Origin of the sequence: Staphylococcus sp. GDY8P94P (genome assembly GCF_017892255.1) — a bacterium.
GTDB classification, from domain to species: domain Bacteria; phylum Bacillota; class Bacilli; order Staphylococcales; family Staphylococcaceae; genus Staphylococcus; species Staphylococcus cohnii.
This window is the reverse complement of the sequence record NZ_JAESKU010000015.1, coordinates 386,009-411,271: the sequence shown is the minus strand read 5'-3', so window position 1 is coordinate 411,271 and position 25,263 is coordinate 386,009. Positions and strand designations below refer to the sequence as shown.

At 30.8% G+C, this 25,263-nt stretch carries 25 protein-coding genes; 2 read left to right on the top strand and 23 right to left on the bottom strand.

All coding sequences use genetic code 11. From position 1 onward, the window contains the following. Window positions 1-5 precede the first annotated feature (5 nt). The 18 genes from KA926_RS11445 to KA926_RS11360 all read right to left on the bottom strand — a co-directional run bounded on the left by KA926_RS11445 (window position 6) and on the right by KA926_RS11360 (window position 16,034). Entirely contained in the window at window positions 6-2,810 is a 2,805-nt protein-coding gene (locus KA926_RS11445; protein WP_210144406.1) for a 2-oxoglutarate dehydrogenase E1 component, read from the bottom strand. A 184-nt stretch (window positions 2,811-2,994) separates the two neighbouring features. Further along, entirely contained in the window at window positions 2,995-4,350 is a 1,356-nt protein-coding gene (locus KA926_RS11440) for a HAMP domain-containing sensor histidine kinase (RefSeq protein WP_210144405.1), read from the bottom strand. Beyond that, window positions 4,347-5,009: a response regulator transcription factor gene (locus KA926_RS11435; RefSeq protein WP_107385350.1), complete on the bottom strand. Its 663-nt coding sequence runs from the start codon at window positions 5,007-5,009 to the stop codon at window positions 4,347-4,349. Before KA926_RS11435 ends, KA926_RS11440 begins: the two co-directional genes overlap by 4 nt. Window positions 5,010-5,486: 477 nt before the next feature. Continuing rightward, complete coding sequence (locus KA926_RS11430) at window positions 5,487-6,101, bottom strand: phosphatase PAP2 family protein (protein ID WP_019468963.1); 615 nt, start codon at window positions 6,099-6,101, stop codon at window positions 5,487-5,489. Between the two features lie 18 nt (window positions 6,102-6,119). Continuing rightward, window positions 6,120-7,193, bottom strand: a complete 1,074-nt coding sequence (locus KA926_RS11425) for an undecaprenyldiphospho-muramoylpentapeptide beta-N-acetylglucosaminyltransferase (protein ID WP_210144404.1) — start codon at window positions 7,191-7,193, stop codon at window positions 6,120-6,122. 10 nt (window positions 7,194-7,203) lie between these two features. Continuing rightward, window positions 7,204-7,713 carry a GNAT family N-acetyltransferase gene (locus tag KA926_RS11420; protein ID WP_210144403.1) on the bottom strand — a complete coding sequence of 170 codons (510 nt, stop codon included), beginning with the start codon at window positions 7,711-7,713 and terminating at the stop codon, window positions 7,204-7,206. A 15-nt stretch (window positions 7,714-7,728) separates the two neighbouring features. After that, the gene (locus KA926_RS11415) at window positions 7,729-9,210 is read right to left on the bottom strand and encodes a S41 family peptidase (protein ID WP_210144402.1); all 1,482 of its coding nucleotides are present in this window, start codon (window positions 9,208-9,210) and stop codon (window positions 7,729-7,731) included. Window positions 9,211-9,368: 158 nt separating this feature from the next. Further along, on the bottom strand, window positions 9,369-9,590 hold the full coding sequence (locus tag KA926_RS11410) for a YozE family protein (RefSeq protein WP_019468959.1): 222 nt from the start codon (window positions 9,588-9,590) through the stop codon (window positions 9,369-9,371). Then, window positions 9,590-10,093 carry a PTS sugar transporter subunit IIA gene (locus tag KA926_RS11405; protein ID WP_071560120.1) on the bottom strand — a complete coding sequence of 168 codons (504 nt, stop codon included), beginning with the start codon at window positions 10,091-10,093 and terminating at the stop codon, window positions 9,590-9,592. The genes KA926_RS11410 and KA926_RS11405 overlap by 1 nt, the downstream gene beginning before the upstream one ends. Before the next feature lie 14 nt (window positions 10,094-10,107). Next, on the bottom strand, window positions 10,108-10,536 hold the full coding sequence (gene msrB, locus KA926_RS11400) for a peptide-methionine (R)-S-oxide reductase MsrB (protein ID WP_107523667.1): 429 nt from the start codon (window positions 10,534-10,536) through the stop codon (window positions 10,108-10,110). Then, window positions 10,529-11,056 carry a peptide-methionine (S)-S-oxide reductase MsrA gene (msrA, locus tag KA926_RS11395; RefSeq protein WP_107385363.1) on the bottom strand — a complete coding sequence of 176 codons (528 nt, stop codon included), beginning with the start codon at window positions 11,054-11,056 and terminating at the stop codon, window positions 10,529-10,531. The genes msrB and msrA overlap by 8 nt, the downstream gene beginning before the upstream one ends. Before the next feature lie 129 nt (window positions 11,057-11,185). Further along, on the bottom strand, window positions 11,186-12,022 hold the full coding sequence (locus KA926_RS11390; protein ID WP_210144401.1) for a DegV family protein: 837 nt from the start codon (window positions 12,020-12,022) through the stop codon (window positions 11,186-11,188). 11 nt (window positions 12,023-12,033) lie between these two features. Continuing rightward, window positions 12,034-12,519, bottom strand: a complete 486-nt coding sequence (locus KA926_RS11385; RefSeq protein ID WP_210144400.1) for a dihydrofolate reductase — start codon at window positions 12,517-12,519, stop codon at window positions 12,034-12,036. Window positions 12,520-12,614: 95 nt separating this feature from the next. Further along, window positions 12,615-13,571 carry a thymidylate synthase gene (locus KA926_RS11380; protein WP_210144399.1) on the bottom strand — a complete coding sequence of 319 codons (957 nt, stop codon included), beginning with the start codon at window positions 13,569-13,571 and terminating at the stop codon, window positions 12,615-12,617. 383 nt (window positions 13,572-13,954) lie between these two features. Further along, window positions 13,955-14,392: a bacilliredoxin BrxA gene (brxA, locus tag KA926_RS11375; protein WP_107505137.1), complete on the bottom strand. Its 438-nt coding sequence runs from the start codon at window positions 14,390-14,392 to the stop codon at window positions 13,955-13,957. Between the two features lie 35 nt (window positions 14,393-14,427). Continuing rightward, window positions 14,428-15,546: a conserved virulence factor C family protein gene (locus KA926_RS11370; RefSeq protein WP_210144398.1), complete on the bottom strand. Its 1,119-nt coding sequence runs from the start codon at window positions 15,544-15,546 to the stop codon at window positions 14,428-14,430. A 19-nt stretch (window positions 15,547-15,565) separates the two neighbouring features. After that, window positions 15,566-15,823, bottom strand: a complete 258-nt coding sequence (locus tag KA926_RS11365) for a NifU N-terminal domain-containing protein (protein WP_019468950.1) — start codon at window positions 15,821-15,823, stop codon at window positions 15,566-15,568. 16 nt (window positions 15,824-15,839) lie between these two features. Further along, window positions 15,840-16,034: a zinc-finger domain-containing protein gene (locus KA926_RS11360; protein WP_210144397.1), complete on the bottom strand. Its 195-nt coding sequence runs from the start codon at window positions 16,032-16,034 to the stop codon at window positions 15,840-15,842. 252 nt (window positions 16,035-16,286) lie between these two features. On the opposite strand from KA926_RS11360, the gene KA926_RS11355 reads away from it, so the two are divergent. Next, window positions 16,287-16,991 carry a queuosine precursor transporter gene (locus tag KA926_RS11355; protein ID WP_107523727.1) on the top strand — a complete coding sequence of 235 codons (705 nt, stop codon included), beginning with the start codon at window positions 16,287-16,289 and terminating at the stop codon, window positions 16,989-16,991. Between the two features lie 100 nt (window positions 16,992-17,091). Here KA926_RS11355 and KA926_RS11350 read toward each other — a convergent pair whose 3' ends face one another. Further along, window positions 17,092-17,637 carry an RBBP9/YdeN family alpha/beta hydrolase gene (locus tag KA926_RS11350; RefSeq protein WP_245335870.1) on the bottom strand — a complete coding sequence of 182 codons (546 nt, stop codon included), beginning with the start codon at window positions 17,635-17,637 and terminating at the stop codon, window positions 17,092-17,094. A gap of 170 nt (window positions 17,638-17,807) precedes the next feature. Here KA926_RS11350 and KA926_RS11345 point away from each other — a divergent pair, with 170 nt between their 5' ends. Beyond that, a complete protein-coding gene (locus KA926_RS11345; protein WP_210144395.1) occupies window positions 17,808-18,218 on the top strand; it encodes a ribonuclease HI family protein in 411 nt (136 codons plus the stop codon). A gap of 676 nt (window positions 18,219-18,894) precedes the next feature. On the opposite strand, the gene KA926_RS11340 is transcribed toward KA926_RS11345, so the two are convergent. The 4 genes from KA926_RS11340 to rarD form a co-directional block, all read right to left on the bottom strand. Next, window positions 18,895-19,776, bottom strand: a complete 882-nt coding sequence (locus KA926_RS11340) for a 5'-3' exonuclease (protein ID WP_210144394.1) — start codon at window positions 19,774-19,776, stop codon at window positions 18,895-18,897. A 15-nt stretch (window positions 19,777-19,791) separates the two neighbouring features. Further along, window positions 19,792-23,238, bottom strand: coding sequence for a dynamin family protein (locus KA926_RS11335; protein WP_210144393.1), 3,447 nt, complete (start codon window positions 23,236-23,238; stop codon window positions 19,792-19,794). 226 nt (window positions 23,239-23,464) lie between these two features. After that, window positions 23,465-24,100, bottom strand: coding sequence for an SDR family oxidoreductase (locus KA926_RS11330; RefSeq protein WP_210144392.1), 636 nt, complete (start codon window positions 24,098-24,100; stop codon window positions 23,465-23,467). A 235-nt stretch (window positions 24,101-24,335) separates the two neighbouring features. After that, a complete protein-coding gene (rarD, locus tag KA926_RS11325; RefSeq protein ID WP_210144391.1) occupies window positions 24,336-25,250 on the bottom strand; it encodes an EamA family transporter RarD in 915 nt (304 codons plus the stop codon). Window positions 25,251-25,263 lie beyond the last annotated feature (13 nt).

The window sequence follows — 25,263 nt, the reverse complement described above, 5'->3', positions numbered from 1 at the left end:
TCCCCCTAGTTAAATTTTGTGCTTTGTTCGATTATCATATTTTGAACAAGTTTGTGTATTTCTCCATCACCTTCAGCAGGAGCTGAACGTTGAATACGGCCATGATAACTTAAATCGTATTTATCAGTTGTTAATTCTTTTAGATATGGATAAACAAATGACCAAGCGCCTTGGTTCTTAGGTTCTTCTTGTACCCAAGCTACATTTTCTAAATTAGGTAATTCATTTAGTAACGTTTCAATTTCTTCAGCTGGGAATGGATACAATCTTTCCACGGCAACTAATAAAATTGAATTGTTTGGATTTTTTGCTAAATATTCTTTTAAATCAATAAACATTTTACCTGAAGCTAGAATAACTTTTTTAACAGCATCCTTCTCATGTTCTTCTGGTAAAATTGGTTCGAATTTTCCAGATGTAAATTTATCGATTGGATCAGCAACCGTTTTATTACGTAAGAGACTCTTAGGAGACATTACCACTAGTGGTCTCATTGATTGTGTACCTAAGCTAGCAGCTTGAGCTCTCAGTAAATGGAAGTAGTTGCTTGAGCTTGATAAGTTTACTACTGTAGCGTTATTTTCTCCAGCTAATTGTAAAAATCTTTCTAGACGTGCCGATGAATGTTCAGGGCCTTGACCTTCAAATGAATGAGGTAAGAATAGTGTTAAACCTGAACGTTCGCCCCACTTGGCTCTAGCACTAAATAAGAAGTTGTCGAATATCATTTGAGCCATATTAGAAAAATCTCCATATTGTGCTTCCCAAATTGTCATACAATCTTTATTTTGCACATTGTAACCATATTCAAAACCAACAACCGCTGCTTCTGATAGTGGCGAGTTACGCACTTCAAAAGTTGCTTTTTGTCCTGGGACATTGTGTAGTGGGATATATTCTTCACCTGAATCAGGGTCGTGAAGTACGGCGTGACGGTGACTGAATGTACCACGTTCACTATCTTGTCCAGTTAAGCGAATAGGTGTACCTTTTTGAGTGATTGTTGCGAAGGCTAATTGTTCTGCTTGAGCCCAATCAACTAATCCTTCTTCGCTCTCAAAAGGTTCTCTTCTTTTCTCTAAGACTTTATTTAATTTTTTAAGAACATTAAAGTTAGATGGATACGATAGCATTGCATCATTAATTTCTTTAAGTTGTTCATAACTTACATCCACATCGACACTTTGGAGTGGTTCTGCAAGACTATCTGGTTTTTGCATATCAGGATTATCCATCTTATCGTTTTTATCTATTTCATCATGAGCGGCACGGAGTTCTTTTTGAACTTCATCAAAGATTTGATTCATTTGATCTTCAGAAATAATATTATCTTGAACTAATTGATGACCATAAAGTACATCAACAGGGTCATGTTTTCGAATATTGTGGTATGGTAACGGATTGGTAATGGATGGTTCATCCATCTCATTGTGTCCATATCGACGATATCCAACCAAATCAATGACAACATCTTTATGGAATTCTTTCCTAAATGCCATAGCGATTTCAATTGCTTCAATAGTTGCTTCAACATTATCTGCATTAACGTGCATGATAGGTACATCATAACCCTTTGCAACATCAGATGAATACGTTGTGGAACGTCCATCTTCTGGTTCTGTTGTAAAGCCAATTCTATTATTAGTGATGATATGAAGTGTACCGCCTGTTGAATAGCCATCCAAATTTTCCAAATTCATAGCTTCGAAGTTAATACCTTGACCTGGGTATGCAGCATCACCATGAATTAATATCGGCATAGATTTATGGAAATCAGTGTGAACAGCTCCAGATTTATCAGTATCATCTTGATTTGCACGTGTTTTACCTAAAACAACTGGTGCAACTATTTCAAGGTGACTTGGGTTATTCGCAAGAGAAATACGTTGCTCACTGCCATATGAATTTGTAGTTTTGACACCACCGAGATGGTATTTCACATCTCCTGACCAACCAGAAGTTAATTCTAAACTGCCATCTTTCGGTAAGAACTTCATTGGATCAGTATGCATGAATTCTGAAATCATCATTTGATATGGTTTTTCTAACACATGTGTGAGTACATTTAATCTACCACGGTGGGCCATACCGATTTGTATGTTTTGAATGCCTTCATCACTAGCAAGTCGTAATGTCTGTTGTAACATTGGAACTAGTGTGTCTACACCTTCTATGGAGAAACGTTTAGCGCCCACAAAATTTTTGTGTAAATATTTTTCGAAGCCTTCTACATGTGCTAAGTTTTTAAATAATTCAATCTTTTGATTATCGTTTAATGTCGCTTTGTATGGTGTTTCTATTCTACGTTTTAACCATACACGTTCCCTATTGTTATTGATATGTGTATATTCAAATGCAATAGGACCTTTATAACGTTTTTCCATACGAACAATAGCTTCATAGGCATTATCGTAAATATCTTTAAAGTGTTCAGATACGATACCTGCTGAAATTGATTCTAATGTTTCTCTATCCAAATTAAAATCTTCAATATTTAATTTGGGAAGATTTTCTCTTACAGGTTTGTTAACTGGATAAATATCTGCCAATAAATGCCCATATTGACGTATGTTATCTATGAGACGCATAACACGTTTAATCGTGCTATCAGCTTTAGTCGCATTTTGTTGACCTTCAGCTGTATTTGTTGCGATGTTTGCTTCACCGTTTTTGATTGTACTAAATAGGACTTGTAAATCTTCAGGGACTGAAGCCGGATCATTCAAATACAAATCATATAAATCTAAAATGTATCCAAGATTTGCCCCGAAATTTACAGGTGCCTGGGTAACCTGACTTTCGTTGCTCATATTACACCCTCCACAAAATAGTTAAAACGCTTACAAATCAATAATAGCATTAAATATAACCAAATTAAAGTATCAATAACTAGTTATATGAAAAAAGCAGAACCTGATTTTATTTGGCTCTGCTAATTGTATTTTCATTTTATAGCGTAACATATTTTCTGTCGAAATAGTAACCGGTTAAAAATCAAAATGTGATTTTAAATGTCGTGTATTTTCCTACTTCACTTTCTACATGAATCGTACCATGATTTAATTCAATGATTTTTTTAGCTATCGATAAACCTAAACCGTTTCCTCCTAATTTTCTGGAACGAGATTTATCTACTCTATAGAATCTATCGAAAATAAAATCTATATCTTCTTTTGGAATACCAACGCCATGGTCAGTGATTTCTATTGATATTTGTTTGTTTCGCAGGTTTGTCTGAATTTGAATATATTTATTAACTTGATCATATTTCATAGCGTTATCAATAAAGATAACTAATACTTGTTCAAATTGATAACGATCTATTTTTATATTAAGTGGTTTATGATACGGTTCAAATTCAAAAATATAATCTTGATGTAGCTGTTTTAAAGATTTAATTCTAGAAGTTATCTCTTGGTTAATTTCTACGCTTTCTGTTTCATTTTCTTTACTGTTGTTATTATCTTTTGTTAATAATAATAATTCTTCAACTAATTTTGTAATTCTAGTCATCTCTTCTAAGGATATATCGAGAGATTCTTCAAGAATTGCTGCATCCTTTTTGCCCCAACGCTGTATCAAATTTAAGTGTCCTTGAATAATTTGTAATGGTGTCCGTAGCTCATGAGAGGCATCTTCGACAAATTGTCGCTGTTGATTAAACGACTCTTCTAATTGAAACATCATTTCATTAAAGGTAACGATTAAATTATCTGTTTCTTCATAATTTGTAACTAGATCAACTTTTTCTTGGAACCCATCACGACGAATTTGCTGCATTTTATTAGACATTAAGATTAATGGTTTTGTAATTTGTGCAGAGAAGAAGTAACTTACCATTGCAGTGATAAAAGTAGCAATAATCCCAAATATGAGTGCAATAAAATATAGTGAATTAACAAGTGCATTATAATTTTCTAAAGAATGAATGATTACACTATATCCTTTGAAGTGTTGCGTATTAATTCGATTTGTAATAATTAAATAATCGTTGTTATGATAATTTTTTATCAAAGCAGTATTGATTTCTTTAGGCTTAAAATTGGGTGAATAAACGATATCGTTATCATTTGAAGTTTCTATTTGTTTTTTACCCTTTTTATCAAAAAGAAGCACTTTTTGAAAATTACCTAACGATGCATTTAAATCTAATGGCGTAATATCATTCAATTGTTTAGTTTCAAATAGTTGAATGATATCAGATGAACTTCTTTCTGCTTCGCTAAGTTCATTGTGACGTAATGCATTACTTAGAAAGAATATAATAATTAAACTGAAAATAAAAATTGTTGAAAATGTAATGGTTGTTGTGATAATCATCCACTTCGTTTTTAATTTACGCTGTTTCATTTTCTAACCACATATCCCACACCACGTACAGTTTCGATAATTTTATCTTTGCCATATGGTTTAAGCTTATTTCTTAAATAGCGTATATATACATCAACAACATTTGTTTCAACTTCTGAATCATATCCCCACACATCTGCGATAATTTGCTCTCTCTGTAATACATGATTACGATTTTCAGCTAATAAAGTCAATAAATCATATTCAGTTTTCGTCAAATCTAAAGTATTACCATCTACAGTAACTTTAAAGCCATCTCTATCTATAATAATGCCCTGCATGTCTATGATGTTTTTTTGTGGCTGTCTACGCAACATTGCCCTAATTCTTGCTAATAATTCTTCAATATCAAATGGTTTTACTATATAGTCATCTGCCCCATAATCTAATCCTGCTACTTTATCGTAAGTGTCACTTTTAGCTGTGATAATAATTATAGGAGTGGTTTTATTTTGTCTTACTTGTCTACAAATTTCTAAACCATTAATATTAGGTAACATCAAGTCTAACAAAATTAAATCGTAATCATTGGTTAAAGCTTTTTCTAACCCAGGTTTGCCATCATATTCAATATCTACTACATAATTTTCGTGTTCTAATTCTAGTTCGATGAAACGAGCAAGATTTTGTTCATCTTCAACAATTAAAATTTTTGTCATTGCTTACACCTCAAAATATATAATATATGAAATAACAGTTTATAGAAAGTAACAGGGTATTAAAAATACAATAAGATAGTGAAGATAATTAAGTGTAACCATGTTGAAATAAAAGATTAGAAAAATTTTCGGAATCTAATTGACAATTATTCTCAGTATTGTATAATGTAATTGAAAATGATTATCAATACTACATAGACATTCCCCCCCACACATATTTGTTTTAGTAGAAATGATCATTTTCGTAAATATCCCCTTTTATATGCCCGTAAAAGACTAACGTTGTAAAACAACGTATATATAAAAACCGGTTTTGCAGTGTGAAATCGGTTTTTATAATAATTTTTGACACAATTAAATTAAGTTTGAGATAAAATCATTTCAGACGAATTTAAAAAAGGCAATTTCTATTTTTGTATAGAAATTGCCTTTTTCTCTATTTTATTGTGATTTAACTTCTCAAGATGTAATTATCATTTATATTTTTAACTTGTGTCTTAATATCAATGTTGATAAAACGACGCAAAAAGCACCACCAATAATACCAGCAATGATATCTGTAGGATAATGCACTCCTAGATATACTCTTGATGATGAAATTAAAATAATAAATAGTGCTGAAAGACCTATCATTATCCCTTTTGTTTTACCTTTTAAGACACGATTAGCAATGTAAATGGTACTGCCAAAGAAAGCAGCTGAGCCCATTGCGTGTCCACTTGGAAAACTAAAACCAGAGATATCTATAAGTCGTAATAATGTAGGTCGTTCTCTATCAAATATATTTTTTAATAATGGATTTAAAGTACTTGATAAACTCATAGCTATAGCAAAGAAAAGTGCTTCTATATTTAACTTTTTTAGCATTAAATAGGCGATGAGTAATAATGATAAACAAACCATTGCCCATACTTCACCGATTTTAGTTACTCCTAAGAAAAATGTGGTAGTTATGAAGCTTTCAGAAGAATATATAAATTCGTAAACTTCATTGTCTATCCATTTTCCTAATCTAGATTCATGGAAGGATGCAATAATGCCAAAAATTAATGTAAAAATAATGAGTAGACTTATTCTTTTCCAACGACTCATTGCGTATCCTCCCTACTATTAGTTATTTGCATCATTAACAATTTTATGAAATAAATCTTGGCGTGTAAAACTTTCTTTGTATGTTTGCATTTGAGTGATGATTGATTCACGTTGTGTTTCAATATCTTTTAATTGATCGATAAGTTTATGTTCAGTTAAAGTGTCTTCCGGAATCGTTCTTCCAAAACCTTTTGATTCAAAATTTTTCGCATTGTCAATTTGATCTCCTCTTGATTGGTCGAGACCTAAAGGAATTAAGAGCATTGGAATTCTTAATGCTAAGAACTCATATATAGCGTTTGAACCAGCACGGCTAATAACTGTATCTGTTATCGCTAATAAGTCAGTTAAATCGTCTTTAACAAATTCAAATTGAACATAACCTTCTTTATGCGTTAAGGATTGATCTAGCAATCCTTTGCCAGTTAAGTGAATGATTTGATAATTTTTTAATAATGCATCTAAATTATCTCTAATTATATCATTTAACTTTTTACTGCCAAGGCTTCCACCCATGATTAGTAAAACTTTTTTATCATCTTTAAATTCTGTTAATTGATAGCCTCTATTTTTATCACCGCTTTTTAAATCTTCACGTACTGTAGCACCCACAAAATCTGCTTTTTCACTAGGAAGATATTGTAATGTATCTTCAAAAGTCGTATAAATCTTTTTAGAGAATTTTAAAGCAATTTTATTTGCTAAACCTGGTGTTAAATCAGACTCATGTATGATTGTTGGAATTTTCAAAGATTTAGCAGCAATAACGACTGGCACAGATACAAAACCGCCTTTTGAAAATAATAGATCAGGACGTTCTTTTTTTAATATTCGTCTTGAATCGAATATACCTTTTAAAACTTTAAAAATATCTTTGATATTTTCAAAAGAGATGTATCGTCTTAATTTGCCACTTGAAATTTTATGGTATGGAATCTCTGGTAATTGAGATTCAATCATTTCTCGTTCCATACCATTTTTTGATCCAATATAAAAAGCTTCATGTCCTTCCTCTATAGCTGTTGGAATTAAACTAAGATTTACAGATACATGTCCAACAGTACCGCCACCAGTAAATGCGATTTTTGTCATATTATTACCTCTATTCTTCTAATTTTTTATAATAGGCATAGAATGGTTCCCCTTTGTCGAAAGGAGGATAATCAATATTTACTTCACCTAATTTGATAAAGCCAAATTTTTGGAATAATCCTTGAGCACGTTTATTCAATGCAAAAGTGTCAGTTAACACTACATGTACATTATCTTTTAAAGCAAGGTTAACAGCAAAATCAAATAACTTTGTTGCTGCACCCTTATATTCTGATGAGGCTGCTAATCTATGAATAACGTATGCATTTTTTCTATCAATTGGCCATGCCAGTTCATCATACCATTCAGATTGTTGTTGGTCGACAACTATAAAGGCATAAATTATCTCATTTTCTTCTAGTACAAAAAGTGAGTCTTTACTAATATCTTCTTTAAAATGTGATTTCAATGGATATTGTTCATCCCATTGTGTGTTATTTTCTTGTTTCATTATTGATTTTGCTTCTTCTACAATCGTTAAAATAGTTGGTAAATCTTTTATAGTACCTAATCTTATCATGGGGATTTCACCTCTTTAATTTAATTTATTTAATAAAGTTTTTAATACAGTATCTTCTTTATTAGCTTTATTAACTAAAGCTTGAGTGAATTTATCATTGGTTTGTTTATCAAACTTTCCATTAACTGTTAAATTATTATCTTTTTGGAATGATTTAACAGCATCTTCTAAATCGTTATCAAAGATTTTAGATTTATTATTAGTCTCATAGTTTAATGCAGATAGACCTATTTTTATTGTTTTTATATGTTTGTCTTCGTCACCCAATTGATAAGTTTGTGTATTAGGTATGACATTTAATGATTGATATTCAGGTTCTTTAATTTTTGTATCAGGCGTAATACCTTTTCCGTGAATATAATGAGATTTTGGTGTTAGCCATTTCATATTCGTAAATTTTAATAACGAACCGTCATCAAATTCATGCGTTGTTTGTACAATACCTTTACCAAAAGTTTTTGAACCGTAAACTTTGGCTTTATTATAATCCATCATTGCACCTGTGAATACTTCAGATGCACTGGCTGAACCTTTGTTTACTAAAATTGAAACATCCATATCTTTAGCTTCTTTGGTAGCGTCGTTTGATGTTTTTATTTGTTCTTTTTGATCGCCTTTTTCAAGTTGAACTGCAGTTTTACCTTTATCTATGAAAATATTCACCATTTTTACAGCTTCATCAAGTAATCCACCGGGATTATTACGTAAATCGAGAACAATTTTTCTAATTCCATCTTTATGCGCTTTAATAATTAAAGATTTTAACTCACCTGATGTACTACTTTGGAATTTATTAATTGTAAACACACCAGTATTTCCATGTTTTTCATATTCTACACTCTTAACGTGTATTTTATCTCTTTTAATAGTGATTTCGTGTGCTTGATTCGCTCTTTCAATTGTTAGTGTGACTTTTGTTCCTTGTTTTCCACGCACTTTTTTGACAATAGCTTCAAGTGGTTGTCCTTTAATAGACTTACCATTTACCTTAGTCACTACATCTTTAGGTTGAATGCCAGCTTTTTCCGCAGGGGAGTTTTTCATCGGGCTTGTAATTTGGATTTTATCTCCTTTTTTTTGCATTTCTGCACCGATACCTACAAAATCACCTGAGACATCTTCGTTAAATGATTTAGACTCCTTTTTTGTCATATACTCTGAATATGGATCATCTAAATCTTTAACCATCCCTTTAATTGCAGATTCAGATATTTTTTCTGAATCAGTATTTTTATAATATTCTTTATTTAAAATACGATAGACATCTTCAACTTTTTTCATTTCAGCTTTTTGCTTTCCATCCAATCCACTTGTCCAGTGCATGACTGCTATGGTTGCAAAGACCGTTAAAATTGCTGTTATGAGCACAATACTTATGATTGTTAAAATAAAATTTTTACGTTTAAAGCTTAATTTTTTAGTGTGCTGTTTGTTATTTGCATCGTCAGTTTTAGTTTCTTTGTTGTGTTCATTTTCCATGCCTGATCTTTCCGACATTTTATCACTTCCTAAATATATGTATGTTTCAAATCAAAATTTTATTGATTTGAAAATAAAAGTAGCTGGGATTGAATCATTAAAGATTAATCCCAGCTCTCTATGATACTCTATTATTTTAATATACTTTACTATATTCGCTCAAATATAAACTAAGACTAAAATTTTAACCATTCAGTATATTCTTCATATAAACTATCAAAAACAGACATTGAAACGGTGTAACTTCCTTGCATTTCAATGTAATCGGATAGTGCATGAAAATCTTTTTCCTGTCGTGGAAAAGACAAATCATCAAAAATTTCTTCTGCTAATTCGCCTTTTTCGTCTTTTCGACCACGTGCTGTTAATGCAAATTGATAAAATGAATGATCTTTCATTAGTTCATTGTCACATCTATAATTTTAGTTTCACCTTTAGTTACTGAAGTTACATCGTCGGCAATTGCAATTGATGATGTGTTATCTGAGTTTGTAACAATAATCGGAGAAATAACTGATTTAGCATTTTCTTTAATATAGTCTAAATCAAAACGTAATAATGGGTCCCCAACATTAACAGTATCGCCACTTTCAACTAATACTTCGAAACCTTCCCCATCAAGTTGTACTGTATCTAAACCAATATGAACAAGTAGTTCAAGTTCATTATCAGCTTGTAGACCAATAGCGTGTTTTGTTGGGAAGATGTTATCTACTTTACCATTGATTGGAGAAACAACTTCACCGTCAGTTGGATTCACTCCGAATCCTTCTCCCATCATTTTTTGTGCAAACACTGGATCTGGAATATCTTCTATTTTTACATATTCTCCTGTAATAGGTGCATATACACTTGTTTCTTTGTCGACTTCTTTACCTTTACCAAATAATTTTTTAAACATGTCTTGTTCGCTCCTTATTTTTCAAAATGTGGTATTAAATCTTCATAGCCTAATTCTTCTAGTTTATCATATGGTATGAATTGAACAGCAGCTGAGTTAATACAATATCTTAAACCACCGCTATCAGTTGGACCATCATTGAAAACATGTCCTAAATGACTGTTTGCATCTTCAGAGCGTACTTCAGTCCGTACCATACCAAAAGTTTTGTCAACAAGCTCTATGATTTCTTCATCATCTAAAGCTTTTGAGAAACTAGGCCAACCACAGTCTGATTCAAATTTTTCTTCTGAGGTAAATAAAGGTTTACCAGAAATTTTATCAACATAAATCCCTTTTTCAAAATGATTCCAATACTCATTTTGAAAAGGAGGTTCAGTTCCATCTTCTTGTGTTACTAAATATTCTATTTCAGTTAAATCATTTTTATTTTTTTTAATCATATTGTTTCCCCCAATGTTTTTCTATAAAACTTTTACGGCCAGAACCACGCTGATATTGCTCATAATGTAGTGGATTCTTTTTATAATAATCTTGATGATATGATTCAGCAGGGTAAAAGTTTTTGTATGGTTTTATGGGTGTAATTACAGGGTTGTTGAATATTGCCTGCTCATTTAATTCTTGAATTTTTGCTTCTGCAGCTTTTTTTTGCGCTTCATTATGATAAAAAATAGCTGGTTGATAATGTTCGCCTCTATCAAAAAATTGACCACCGTTATCAGTAGGATCAAATGTTTTAAAATAAACATCCAAAATGTTTTCGAAGGTAGTGATTTCAGAGTTATATGTGATTTGTACTGCTTCTACATGACCGGTTTGTCCACGGCTAACATCTTCATAAGAAGGATTTTCAACATGTCCACCACTATAGCCAGAAACAACATTTTCAATGCCTGGATAAGATGTGAATGGTTTTACCAAACACCAGAAACAACCTCCAGCTAATGTCGCATATGCCATGGTATACCTCCTTTTTTATTATCTTGTCATTAAGTTATCATTAATTCCAGAGATAAGCTATTAAATTGTTTTGAAATTTTAACAAATGAAAGAATAATTAAAACGAACCTCAATTTATTATAAATTAGCTTATGATTTTAAAACAACTAGACCTATTGCACCTTCTCCAGTATGTGTAGATATTATAGGAGTTGTAACATTTGTATCATAATCAGTGACATTAAATTCTTCGGTGAAATGTTTTTTTATTTTATCTACAAATTCTAAAATATTTGCATGCGCGATGCCTATTGATTTAATTTTTTTATCACCCAAAAAAGTGCTGATTTCTTTTTTTAGGAATTGAATACTACCATTTTGAGTACGGGAATTATGAATTAATTCAATTTTACCATCATCAAGTGTTCCAATCGGCTTGATTTTCATCATATTACCTATTAATCCTTTAGTTTTACTGATTCTACCGCCTTTGATTAATTGATTTAATTGACCAATCACGACGTATAATTTTATATTACTTTGTAAATCTGTGATTTTTGAAACAATTTCTTCTGATGAAAACCCTTGATTATTCCAATCAACGACATGTTGAACTTGATACCCTAATCCAAATGAAATAGATTTTGAATCTATAACAGTTACTTTGCTATCTGTCATTTGGCTTGCTTGTAGCGCAGTCTGATACGTACCACTAAGTCCTGATGTCATGTGAATACTAATGATTTCAGAACCATCTTTGCCTAATTCATCATATAATTCAATAAAATTACCAATCGCTGGTTGACTTGTTTTTACATCAGCATTTTCTTCCAACTTTTCAATATATTCTTTAGAGGAAATGTCTACTTGATCTACATATGACTTGCCATCAATAGTTAAATTAAGCGGGATGACATGTATATCATTATCTTGTAAATAAGTATGAGATAAATCTGATGTTGAATCAGTTACAATTTTCATTTTCATATTATTTCCTCCTATGTTGTTTTTTTACGTACTAAATGTAGAAATGTATGGGGAATCGTATTTTTTTCATCTAATTTTCCCGGAATAGAAGATTCCACTTCCCAGTCTTCAAATGTATAAGGTGGAAAGAATGTATCTCCATTATATTTATCTTCAATAACAGTAATATACATATCATCGACTTTATCAATCATTTCTTCAAATAATGTTTGACCACCAAAAATGAAAACATGACCGGATAAATTAAATATTTCGTCAATTGAGTGGATAACTTCCACACCATCATGCGCAAATGATTTATTTCTTGTTAGTACTACATTTTTTCTATTAGGAAGAGGTTTTCCAATAGAATCAAATGTTGCACGTCCCATAACAAGCGTATTGCCAGTTGAGAGTTTTTTAACATGCTTTAAATCATTTGGTAAATGCCATGGTAGTTGATTATTAACTCCAATAACACGTTGCTGATCGTGAGCAACCAGTATAGAAAGTGTCATAATTTTCCTCCTAATAGTAGTAAGACTTCAGTAAGTAAAACGTTCTCAGCAAAAAGTATATATTAAATAATCATTAAAATTAAATGTTCTATTATTTATACTGCTATTGGTGCCTTAATTGCTGGGTGTGATTCATAATTAACAATTTCTAAATCTTCATAATTAATGTCGAAGATAGAATCATTTGAATTTATTTTAAGTTGTGGTGGCGCATAGCTAGTACGAGACAACTGTGTTTCTATGGCGTTTATATGATTCGTATAAATATGAGCATCACCAAATGTGTGTATAAATTCTCCTACTTTTAAATCACATTCTTTTGCGATTAAATGTGTCAGTAAACTGTAACTAGCTATGTTAAATGGTACACCCAAGAAGATATCTGCACTTCTTTGGTATAATTGGCAACTTAATTTACCATCTTGGACATAAAACTGAAACATTGTGTGACAAGGTGGTAATGCCATAGTATCAATTTCAGTTGGATTCCATGCCGAAACAATATGACGTCTTGAATTTGGGTTGTTTTTAATTTGTTCGATAACAGTTTTCAACTGATCAAAGTGATTGCCATTTTTATCTTCCCAATCGCGCCATTGTTTGCCATAAACATTACCTAGATCACCATACTTGTTTGCAAAAGCTTCATCGTTTAAAATTTGCTCTTTAAATTTACGCATTTCTTCTTTATATTTTTTATTAAATGCCTCATCCGTTTGTGCTCTATGACCAAAATTTGTCATATCTGGTCCTTTATAATCAACTGATTTAATATAATTTTCAAACGCCCATTCATTCCATATATTATTATTATATTGGAGTAAATATTTAATATTTGTATCGCCTTTGATAAACCATAGTAATTCAGTTGCAATCAATTTAAAAGATACTTTTTTGGTTGTTAGCAATGGAAAACCTTCTGACAAATCAAATCTTAATTGATGGCCAAACTTTGAAATCGTACCTGTATTTGTGCGGTCTTCTTTTTGTTTTCCTATGTCTAATATTTCGTTACAAAGATCATGATAGGATTGATCAAATTTATTTAACATGTCGAACACACTCCTTTCAACAGCTTAGTTATTTTTATTTAATCATATTTTAAAATACCAATAATTTAAAGAGATAACCACTAGTAAAATAAAAAATAAAATTGGAATTTGAGCAGTATATTTATGTATTCAATTAATGACTTGTGTTTTGAAAGGCTTAGTAACATAAGTCTGTTATTCTAAATATTGTGATAAACAATCAAAAGTAAAATCAACTTTTTAAATAGTTAATCTTATACTAATGGAATGGTCAACTATATCAGTCAAAACAACAAAATATGTTCATTAATGAAATGCATGATATAGTCAGAAATGATGTGTTTAGCATTAAAGCAATTTAAGGCTGAGACATTTATTTATATCTCAGCCTTGGTCTTAATTGATTAATCACAATAATCATCAAATATGTCTTTAATATCCATACAAATGTCTTGAATATCTCTGCCTTCTATATGCTCTCTTGGCATGAAATGTTTTAATTCTTTTCCTTTAAACAAGGCATACGAAGGACTGGAAGGTGCTTGTTGAATGAAAGCGCGCATTGCTTCAGTTGCTTCTTTATCTTGACCAGCAAATACAGTAACTTTATGAGTTGGTTTTTTTTCATTTTGTTCTGCAACAGTAACTGCAGCAGGTCTTGCCAATCCTGCAGCACAACCACAAGTTGAATTAATCACGACAAATGTTGTATCATCTTCAGATACATTATTCATAAAGTCATCGACATCATCTGCAGTTTCTAAACTATTAAATTCATGATTCGTTAGTTCGCTTCTCATTTGTGTTGCTAGTTCATTCATATATGCTTCATAAGCATTCATTTATAACACTCCTATTTTATTAAATGATAGTTTCTTTAGACATTATTTCGATTAGCAATTTGCTTCCAAACGGAGCCTAATGCTTCATCACCATTTTCAATTCTTGTTATAGCCATCTCTATTTGAAGTTTCACTTCATATGCTGAATCATCAGCATGTTCACGTAGTGATTTTAATTGTTCTGGCCCACCTTCATCAAAAATAAACATAGCAGCTCTCCATCTGACTATTTTGTGAGGATCATCTAATGCTTTTTCCATTTCTGGTAATGCTTGTTTGAAACCTAAATCACTTAAACAATCACCAGCAGTTCTTCTTACTGCAGGACTTTTATCGTTTAACCCTTTATAGAGATAAGGAAGTACTATTTCATCTTCAATCATTCCAAGAAGTATGATAGCTTCACGTCTTAATGGTGTTTTCTGTTCATCACTCACGACTTCGCCGAGCAACGGTAAATCTTCGATTGTAGGTGTTGGGAATGATTTTAGCATTCTTAAACGTTCTTTCCAACTTTCAGTTGACTGATATGTTTCCAAGGTTACATGTTTGTATTTGGTTTCAGGAATTGTAATATCAGATGCTAAGGCTTCTTCCACGCGTTTTTGCAATTGATCTTTGGGATAGATAGCTGTAATCTCTTCAACGACATCCTCCATTACCTCTGAGAGCTCACCATAACGTATGCCTAAATCTTCCCACTTACGTTGAAACACAACATTGTCATCATCTTTCTGAGCAGCTAACATACTGTCGACATATATTTCAGGTAATTGTTTACGTTGTTCTTCTGTACTTGTCGTTAGTTTAATTTGATAAGGAATACCTTTGAAAGTTAAAACTTCTGCTTTTATTTCACCGAAATGTTCATTTGGTAGCGCTTCGGAAGTTACTTCGTGTTCGTCATTTAAAGTTGCTGTTACTTTAGGTAAAACATCTTCCCAATCAAACTTTGGTTTTTTATCTACAGCTAAAAAGTCCATCACATGAAATATAGATTTAACACCATCAATTTCTAAAACATCATTGATAAAATCAGGCTGCCCTTCTGCAATTGATGAATAAGTATTAGATTGGTTATCCTCTCTTTTTTCACTCAATACAATTTTCATTGTATTGGGACTTGGTGTAGGCTCAACACGTACAATTTCCATAAAGGCACCCTCCTTATTTTTATATTTCTTCTAAAGCTTTTGTTATATTTGGTAAAAGTGTATCCCAATCTGCATCTGAATTTTTATCAACTGATATAAAATTCATTGCTTGAAATATAGATTTGACACCATCAACTTCTAATACTGCGTTGATGAAGTCTGGTTGGTCTTCTTTAACTTTTGTATACGTATTAGGTTTGTTATCACCACTATCTAATTTTAAATCAATTTTCATCGTATTTGGATTTGGTGTCGTTGCTACATTTAATATTTCCATAATTGTATGCTCCTTTTTATTGTAGTTCATTACCGATTTGTTTAATTTGTTTTCCGACTGAACATTCATTTATACAAAAATGATGTGCATGTGTTTTGCCTTTTGTATTTTTAATATGACGTTTTAATAAACACGCTTTACAATATGTGTTCATCAATTGGTCTATGGCGTCAATTGCCTCTTTTTCAGAATAGGTTAGAATACGCTTCACGCTCCTGTATTTCTAAAAATGAATTATAAGTACCCAATTAACTAATTTATTATAAGATTTGAGACTTGATGACATTATATCATTTGTAACAACGATTGTTTAATCATTAAATTGAAATATGGCATTGGTGAAAATATTTGTTGATAAGTTACAATTTGAGCTTGCTTTTTTATAATTTTCTAGTAAAATAATGTAGTTGTTTATTTTGCGGTTTCTAAACACCCGCATTATCAAAATTTAGGAGGAATAAAATTGTTTAATGAAATATTTGGTGTTATTACTTTTTTAGTAACTTTTATATTATTGGTTACTATGTATCGTTTGTTTGGTAAACATGGTTTGATTGCATGGATTGCTATTGGCACAATTATAGCTAATATTCAAGTTATTAAAACAATCGATATTTTTACTATTTCAGCAACACTGGGAAATGTTATGTTTGCATCAATCTATTTAGCAACCGATATTTTAAATGATATCTACGGTCGCAAAATAGCTAAACGTGCAGTTTGGCTAGGTTTTTGTTCAACGTTGGTAATGATTATAGTGATGCAATTTTCACTTCATTTCACACCTTCCCCAGTAGATAATACACAAAAAGCATTAGAATCTATTTTTAATATTGTTCCAAGGATTGCTTTAGGTTCTGTTATAGCATACATCATCGGACAACATTTAGATGTTTTACTTTTCTCATTAATCAAAAAAGTGTTCAGCTCTGATAAAACATTTATTATAAGAGCTTATGGTAGTACGATTTTAAGTAATATCGTGGATACTGCACTATTTGTTATTATTGCCTTTTTAGGCGCAATGCCAAATGAAGCGGTACTTGAAATCTTTATTACAACGTATTTATTAAAAATAATTTCTACTATATTTAATGTTCCTTTTGGTTATTGGGCTAAATCAATGTACCGAAAAGGAAAGATTCAGAAGTTAGATGAAGGTTATTAATTTTTAATTAAGTGTTTCAATATAACTGATAAAAAAACCCGTAAATGAATTTTCGGAAAGTCATTTACGGGCTTTTTATATATCTAGTAATTGAATATAATTATAAAATTTCCATTATCTTATCTTTTAAGTAACTGAAGGTGTGATATCCCTCAGTTTCTAAAAAGTGACCATCATGATTAATGTAATGTGTTTTGACATTTAATTGATTTGATAATCTATCAGTTGCATCTATATTTACTACTGGATCATTTGAAGCACCAATTGTAACAATGTGACGCGCGTTTAATTTATTAATGTCAATACAGGTGTTATCGATATATTGATTTAGTTCAGGTATGTTAGACAATTTTTCGTTAAAACCAGAAATTAGAAAAAGCCCTTTTATTTTTGAATTAGCCTTAAAAGAAGTTAAATAATGTAATATTGAAATGACACCTAAACTATGCGCAACGATAATTGTTTCTGAATTCAATTTATTTTGTACGATATTATCAATAGCCTGACACCATGAATCAAGTTCAGGATGATCGGAATTTGGTAAATATACAATTTCAACATTATAACCATATGGTTTCATCTGTGATGCTAACCATTGAAACCAATGACTTTTTGTACTGGCTTGATAGCCATGTATAATAAACATGTTTTTCAATTAAGATCATCCTTTGTATTTATTAATTTTGTGCATTTTTATTAACTGTAATAGCTTACGTTATTTTGATATATTTTCCAAGAAAATATATCTACATGATTATGCTTATTTATGCTCTTTTGTTAATATAAAATTAACTTATTAAATTTGAAGGTGAATTTATGGCAAAAATATATTTTGATGCAGCTACAGCAGGTAATCCAGGTCAAAGCGCATGTTCTATAGTTATTATTACTGAGCAAGAACGATTGCATTATGACTTTGATTTGGGAATTTTAGATAATCATAGTGCAGAATGGGCAGCTTTTGTATTTGCACTGGAATGCGCAAAACATCATGGGATTACTATAGCACTCGTATACACTGATTCAAAATTAATAGAAGATAGTATGAACAAAGGACAAGTCAAAAATAAACAGTTCATAAATTACTACCATAAAATAAAAATATTAGAATCATCTTTTGATTTATTGTTTGTTAAATGGGTTCCAAGAAACCAAAATAAAGAAGCAAATCACCATGCCAAAAATGCTTTATATAAAATCATTAAAACGACAGAAAAAAAGCGTTAAAACATTAAATTATTGTCAAAAATAGTTTATCGACGATAGATACCCAGTAAGATATAAGAAAGTTAATTTCTATTTAAAATCTTAAGACATTAACTTTTTTGGTGCAAAACTTTTTAGTTGTTGGTGGTAATGGTTATTCCTTTGCATTTATAACACATTTTTAATGCAAATTCGTCTGAAACAATTGTATGAACAATAGACCACGAATTCCTATTATATAAATCATATCTCAGACAAGTATGCACGGTCAAAAGCATTCGATATTAATTATTAGGGAGATTGGATATAAATCTCAGAAAAATAGCACTCAGATGATTTAATTCAATTCATCTGAGTGCTTCTTTTTTATTCAATGCTTCGTATTGTTGGCTCGCTTACTTTGGGGACAGCTTCTCCTGTTTCCTCAAAAGACTCGCCAAAATACGTAATATTATTGAATACGAAAAATGTAGTATAGGTTAGGAAAACAAACACGACAAAAGCGAACTTAGCGTTGTATTAATGACACTTAATATAAGAAAAATAGTAGCTCAATGAGCTAACTATAATTAAAATAATAGCGAAAAAGGCAATTTCTATATTATTCCAATAGAAATTGCCTTTTTTCACTTGTCCAAGAACTTTATGTTCCAGGCTTCTTAACCATGAGCGTGTACTTTATTGTTATTTATTTTATTTAACTAAAATGTGTTGCTAAATACTTTCCAGATACATAGAGCTCATGCTCTTTACAAATATTTAGTATTTCAGCTAAATCAGTTCCGAATTTCATATCACTTAATAAATCGGATGTATTTATTGGTACTTCTGTATGAATTTTAGCTAACGATTTAGAAAGTTTTAAATTATATAAGTTATCTTCTATTTTATTACGTTGACCAGGTGTTAATTCGTATAAAGCGTCAATCACTGCTTCAACTGAACCATGATTTTGAATGAGTTTTATAGCTGTTTTTTCTCCAATGCCTTTAACGCCAGGATAGCCATCAGCGCTATCTCCCATAAATGCTTTAACATCTATGAGTTGTAGTGGATTTAGTCCATATTCATTTTGAAATCTGGTTAAAGTATAGCGATTGTATATATTGAATCCTTTTTTAGTTAGCCAAATCTCAACATTTGGATTAATACATTGTAAAATATCTTTATCACCGGTGATTACATAAATTTGATTTTGTTGTGAATACTCATGTGCTAAAGTTCCTATAACATCATCAGCTTCATAATTTTGTACACCAATATTTACAAAACCAAATTGGTTTGCTATCTCTTTTACATAATCAAACTGTGGTATCAATTCTTCTGGTGGTGCGGGACGATTTTGCTTGTATCCATCAAACATTTCATTTCGAAATGTAGATTTTCCCATATCCCAACACACAGCCACATGTGAGGGTTGTATTTCGTTTATTGCAGTAAATACATGACGTACAAATCCTTGAACACCGTTTGTAGGCATTCCTGATGAATTTCTCATGAATTGTTTGTGTAAACTTGTTGCATAAAAATGACGAAATAATAAAGCCATTCCATCTATTAATAATATTTTTTTGGACATTGTGCGTACCTCTTTCTAAGTTAACAACTGAGCTTTTAGTTCGCTATTTGTTTCTTGAAGTTGTTTTACTAATGAATCATCTATATTAAAAGCTAAAAGTTGTTTAATTTGTGTGTGTATCTCTTTTTCATACTGATTGAATTTCATTTCTGCATCATTATTCAGTTTATTTACAATTTCAATTAATGCCTTCCTTAAATCAGCAATACAAGGTTTAAGTTGCACAAGTGTGTTTTGAGTTATTGTAGTTTGAATTTCATTTTGCATTTTTGGTTGCAAAATGTTCTTTTTAGTTAGTGATTTAGGCAAAGCAGAGATCATTTTGCTTAATTCAATTTTTAAATATGGATCGTCTAGTTCCATATTACTTTTATTAAATTCTGGTTCGATAAAAATGTGTAATTGTTCCAATTTTTGTTTTAAAGGTGCGATTTCTTCATGTATTTGTTGAATGAAATACTTTTTAATTCGTTCTACAAGTAAGGATTGTTCTAAATATAATCTTTGATGAATTTGATCTAAGTATTGTTTAGTGGAAAGACGTTTTTCTTCATTGAAGTTATTGCTTTGTGTCATTTGACCGTTATAAATTGATTTTACCTCATCTAGCAACTGAATTTTTAAACGCTCATTTAAGTGATAAATTTGATCTTCAACTTCATTTGAAGCACGTTGTACTGCAATTTGTAATATATTATTATTCAGTATTATTTGTTGTTGGTACTGTTCGAGTTTATTTTTACGTTGCTTCATTTTTGATTGATTATACTGTGCATCTTCTATCATTTGATCAAATGCTTCTGAAATATTTGCTAATTGCTTAGTCATTTGTTGTTGCAATATATCTTTCGACTCAACTTGAGTAAAGTAGTCTATACTATTTTTTAATTTATCAATTCCTGAGTCACCTGTATTCAATGCTTTTCGACTTGAAACTGCAAAAATATCAGAATTCATATTTACATGATTAAGTGCATCACTTACATAGTTTATGACTGCATTCAGATCTTCTTCAGTTTCAGCTAAATCAGTGGCATTTATGATCATTTTAAATGCTTGGTTTTCACTTAATTGGTTCATTTCTTTCATATGCTCAATAAAGCGCTTATCATTATCTGTGAAGGAATGATTAAAATAACTTACATAAAGTATTAAATCTGAAGAAGTTAAAATCTTTTCTGTTTCATTTGTATGACGCTGATTATTGGAATGTAATCCAAGTGAATCTACGATAACTTTATTTTTTAACCAATCAATGGGTAATCTTAAGTGAACTGTATTTACAAAGGTTGCATATTCATCTTCTGCACTCCATTTTCTAATTTCGTCCTGTTCAATGGAATGGGTTAAGCCTTGTTCTAGCATTTCTTGATACATCGTATAATGTTTGTCAATTGCATTGATAAATGCTAACTTGTTTTTTTCTAAAGATGCTGTTAACTTATGTGTGTTTTGATTTAAAAATGCTTCAATTGAATCAAAAGATTTATTTTCCACTTCAAATAATTGGTTTAATTCTTCTAATATTTGTTCTGATGATTTAAGTGTGATTTGACTTTCCTCACCATAAGTCAATTCTGTCATTGCAGCTGTTGTAGGATTTGGCGAGCTTACAAGATACGCATCACCAAGTAGCGCATTGATTAAACTACTTTTTCCGGCACTGAATGTTCCGAAAACCCCTATTTTAATAATTTTATTATCAAGGCGATTTAATGCATCATTGATATCTTGCTTAGTTTGTTCAAATAATGGAATATTTTTTATTAAATCTAATGAACGTTTTATATCTTGAATTGAAGTATTTGTTGATTTTGCTTTAGTGGTACTAGGTTGATTTTGTTTTTTATTCACTGAATGTTCCTGTTTAGCTTGATAAGTGATTTCTTCTCTATCTATTAATTTATCTAATGAATCATCAATATGAATATAGTAGTGTCTGTAATTTTGTGTTTCAAGTGATTCTCTCAAATTACGTAGCTCCATAAATTTAACATAATCATTATAATCATCTACTTCTTCAGTGCCAATGTCGTTTGCTTGAGAATGGTTTATTGCTTTTTCAAATATTGGTTCAGTTTCTTTAACAATATGTTGTTTGATGGATTTCATTAAATCATCTGAAAATGTTAAGACATATTGATTGCTAATAGATATTTGCATTTGATACAAATCATCCACGAGTTTTGAAGGGATTTGATAATGTTGATTTAAAATAGCATCATTTACTTCGGAAGAATTAATAAATCGTGTCAAAAAGGACATGTCTTCTCTCAAAGGTTGACGTATTTCTTGGTTTACCTTTTCTTGTAATTGCTCAAGTAGTTCTTTAAGTCTAATTTGTTGTGTTTCTAATGTTTTTTTCTTTTTATTGAATAAGCCACCCACTTTAAAATCTTTAGTTCGGCTTTCCAAATAAGTTCTTATTTTTTCCCTAGTATCGTGTGTCATTACATATGCATTGTCAAGAATGGCTTTACGTTTTTGTTTTAAGAAATCATACAACTGATCAGGGTTATTTAGTAATTTTGCTTCTTCACTTACTTGTTGATGTTGTTGGAAGTTTAAATATGCTTGGTCAAAGTCTGCTTCAAATATATCCAACTCTGTTAAAATTGTTTGAATTTCATGTTGTATAAATGATAGTTGTTCGTCTGTAATAAAATTGACAGTACGTTCCACATAATCCGACATTGATTCTCTACGTTGATCTTTATCAATGAGATAGTCTGATAATGCTTGAATTTGGTTGTGTTCATGTTCAAATTTAGAAACATAAAATATTTGATCTAATTTGATTTCCCATTCATCAATCGATTTTTCAACGCGTTGTTTAAATGTGGCGAATGGAATCTCTGATTCATGATGTTTATCTATTTGATTGATAACAAAAACTACTGGTACACCAGCATGATTAAGCTGTTTCATAAATTGAAAATTCATTGCAGATTGAACATGATTATAGTCTACAGTGTAAAATAGAACATTACTTGTATACATAAATTCTTCAGTACTAGATTGATGTGTCGATACATTAGAATCAACACCTGGTGTATCTTGAAGTGTGAACCCTTTATTAAATTTATCAGAAGGGAATTTAATTTCTACAGATTCAACATCAATATTTTCGCGATTCATTTGTTTAACTTCATCATAGTTTGTTAATAAAGTATATTTTTGGTTGCTCAAATTTGCTATAATACCTGGTTCATCTGATACAGAAACGATTGCTGTGTTACTAGTTGTAGGTACTGGAGAACTTGGTAAAATATTTTCTTCCAGTAGCATATTGATGAGCGTTGATTTTCCTGCTGAAAAATGACCAACAAATGTAGCAGTATATTGTTCTAAAAATATTTTTTTAATGACTTGATTTATAATATGTACAAGCCTATGATTATCTGATTTTTCAACTTCTTTTTTTAGTTTATATAGAATATCGAGTTGCTTCGTTTTAGACATGTTATGTATCCCCTTTATTACTTATATGTAATTATGTTCTATTGTATAACAAATTTTTGTGGGTCTAAAGTAAGTTAGCAAAATTAAGTTGTATTTAGTACTTATTTATTAGTAAAAGCAAAGAAGTTTTACAAAGTTATTGGTAGCGACTTTATTTAAAATTAAAAATACCACCTTAATTGGTGGCATTTGCAATCATTACAAAAATGTTGTTGTTTTTAAAATTTTATTTCCAGCTTGGTTTACTAAAATCAGTATTAGGTTTGCTAATACCAATGTTATCTTTTAAATAAAGTTCAGGATTTTTGGCAATTTGTACTGCAACAGCAGCAACACTTTTTCTGGAAACTTCTGTCCCTTTAAATGGTTCATCTTTATGAGTAATTTCATAATCAATTTCGTTAATATCTGATAACCAAGCAGGTCTTAAAATTGTATAATTGAGCTTTGAGCTTTCAATGGTGTCAGCTGCTTTTTTATAAATTGGTAAGTAATTACGGATTTGCTCATTTACCCATTCGCCAAATTCACCTGGTACCTCATTATAAATGCCAAGCGCAGCTACAAATATTAAACGATCAACTTGATTCTGTTCCATAGCTTTAACAATAGTACTTGCTTCTTTATCTAATTCACCTGAAAGACTAGCAAATACAATGTCTACATCTTCCATCGCACTATTCACATCTTCAAAGTTTGTAGCGTCTCCTTCACGAACACGAATGCGATCTGATGCATAATCAGGTAATCTATTCGCGTCTCTTAAAAACAATCTCAGTGTATATGAGGTATTTTCTAAAAAAGAATTAATAGCTGCTTTAGAAATTGCTCCGTTTGCCCCTAGTATTAACACTCTAGTCATATAATCACTCCATTATAATATATGGTTATAAATATTAGTATATATAATAATTTTTTGAATGCTTTTCTTTATATCTAATTTTACAATACTACAAATGCATGATTTATACTAATGATATATTTACGATATTGAATATAATAAAATGAGTTGTATGATATGTAAACTTGTTTTGATTAATGTCAAGAAAAAATAAAATCCCTAAAACAACTTTTATGAAGTTACCTTAGGGAAGTAATCAATACAATTTAGTGGATAGCAGGATTTTTATTTTTTTAATTTTTACATACTGTGAAATACTATATATTACAATGCCAACCCAAATAAAGATGAACGTGATAAATTGGTCGACACTAAATGGTTCTTTGAATAAGAAAATACCTAATATAAACATAATTGTAGGACCAATGTACTGTATGAATCCAGTAAGCGACAATGGAATTCTACGTGCACCAGCTGAGAAAAGTATCAGTGGAATTGCAGTTACAGCCCCTGAGAAAATCAACCAAAAAGATGAGGTGTTATAACCAAATGTTAAACTACCTTGTTGCCAAATGTACCATAGATATATAATGCCTGCTGGTGCAGTAACAATACATTCTATTGTAATACTACTAATTGCATCTATTGGCACGATTTTTTTAATTAAACCATAAATACCAAATGAACATGCTAATAGTAATGAAATACTTGGGAATACACCGACTCTTATAGTCATATACAAAACTCCGATGACTGCAAATCCAATAGCAATCCATTCTAATTTATTAAACCGTTCTTTGAGGAAAATTAACGCTAATAGAATGCTTACGAGTGGATTAATATAATAGCCTAAACTTGATTGTAATACGTGACCGTTCGTAACTGCCCATATGAAAGTACCCCAATTAATTGTTATTACATAGCCAGCAGCTATGATAGCAATGAGTTGTATAGGATTTGCAATGAGCTGTTGTAAATCGCGTTTGAATGGTGCTGTATTGTTAGTGATTACTACTACTATCAGCATAAATATCATTGAAAGTATAATTCTGAAAGCTAATATTTCAAATGCACCAATATCTTCTATTAGATCCCAATATATAGGTAAAATCCCCCATAAAATATATGCACCAAAAGCAAAAAATATGCCTTTTTTAAACTCGTTATTCATTTGTCGCACCTCT

Coding starts and splice junctions, on each gene's coding strand:
- KA926_RS11445 (WP_210144406.1), bottom strand. CDS start 2,810: ATGAGCAACGAAAGTCAGGTTACCCAGGCACCTGTAAATTTCGGGGCA.
- KA926_RS11440 (WP_210144405.1), bottom strand. CDS start 4,350: ATGAAACAGCGTAAATTAAAAACGAAGTGGATGATTATCACAACAACC.
- KA926_RS11435 (WP_107385350.1), bottom strand. CDS start 5,009: ATGACAAAAATTTTAATTGTTGAAGATGAACAAAATCTTGCTCGTTTC.
- KA926_RS11430 (WP_019468963.1), bottom strand. CDS start 6,101: ATGAGTCGTTGGAAAAGAATAAGTCTACTCATTATTTTTACATTAATT.
- KA926_RS11425 (WP_210144404.1), bottom strand. CDS start 7,193: ATGACAAAAATCGCATTTACTGGTGGCGGTACTGTTGGACATGTATCT.
- KA926_RS11420 (WP_210144403.1), bottom strand. CDS start 7,713: ATGATAAGATTAGGTACTATAAAAGATTTACCAACTATTTTAACGATT.
- KA926_RS11415 (WP_210144402.1), bottom strand. CDS start 9,210: ATGTCGGAAAGATCAGGCATGGAAAATGAACACAACAAAGAAACTAAA.
- KA926_RS11410 (WP_019468959.1), bottom strand. CDS start 9,590: ATGAAAGATCATTCATTTTATCAATTTGCATTAACAGCACGTGGTCGA.
- KA926_RS11405 (WP_071560120.1), bottom strand. CDS start 10,093: ATGTTTAAAAAATTATTTGGTAAAGGTAAAGAAGTCGACAAAGAAACA.
- msrB (WP_107523667.1), bottom strand. CDS start 10,536: ATGATTAAAAAAAATAAAAATGATTTAACTGAAATAGAATATTTAGTA.
- msrA (WP_107385363.1), bottom strand. CDS start 11,056: ATGGCATATGCGACATTAGCTGGAGGTTGTTTCTGGTGTTTGGTAAAA.
- KA926_RS11390 (WP_210144401.1), bottom strand. CDS start 12,022: ATGAAAATGAAAATTGTAACTGATTCAACATCAGATTTATCTCATACT.
- KA926_RS11385 (WP_210144400.1), bottom strand. CDS start 12,519: ATGACACTTTCTATACTGGTTGCTCACGATCAGCAACGTGTTATTGGA.
- KA926_RS11380 (WP_210144399.1), bottom strand. CDS start 13,571: ATGTTAAATAAATTTGATCAATCCTATCATGATCTTTGTAACGAAATA.
- brxA (WP_107505137.1), bottom strand. CDS start 14,392: ATGAATGCTTATGAAGCATATATGAATGAACTAGCAACACAAATGAGA.
- KA926_RS11370 (WP_210144398.1), bottom strand. CDS start 15,546: ATGGAAATTGTACGTGTTGAGCCTACACCAAGTCCCAATACAATGAAA.
- KA926_RS11365 (WP_019468950.1), bottom strand. CDS start 15,823: ATGGAAATATTAAATGTAGCAACGACACCAAATCCAAATACGATGAAA.
- KA926_RS11350 (WP_245335870.1), bottom strand. CDS start 17,637: ATGTTTATTATACATGGCTATCAAGCCAGTACAAAAAGTCATTGGTTT.
- KA926_RS11345 (WP_210144395.1), top strand. CDS start 17,808: ATGGCAAAAATATATTTTGATGCAGCTACAGCAGGTAATCCAGGTCAA.
- KA926_RS11340 (WP_210144394.1), bottom strand. CDS start 19,776: ATGTCCAAAAAAATATTATTAATAGATGGAATGGCTTTATTATTTCGT.
- KA926_RS11335 (WP_210144393.1), bottom strand. CDS start 23,238: ATGTCTAAAACGAAGCAACTCGATATTCTATATAAACTAAAAAAAGAA.
- KA926_RS11330 (WP_210144392.1), bottom strand. CDS start 24,100: ATGACTAGAGTGTTAATACTAGGGGCAAACGGAGCAATTTCTAAAGCA.
- rarD (WP_210144391.1), bottom strand. CDS start 25,250: ATGAATAACGAGTTTAAAAAAGGCATATTTTTTGCTTTTGGTGCATAT.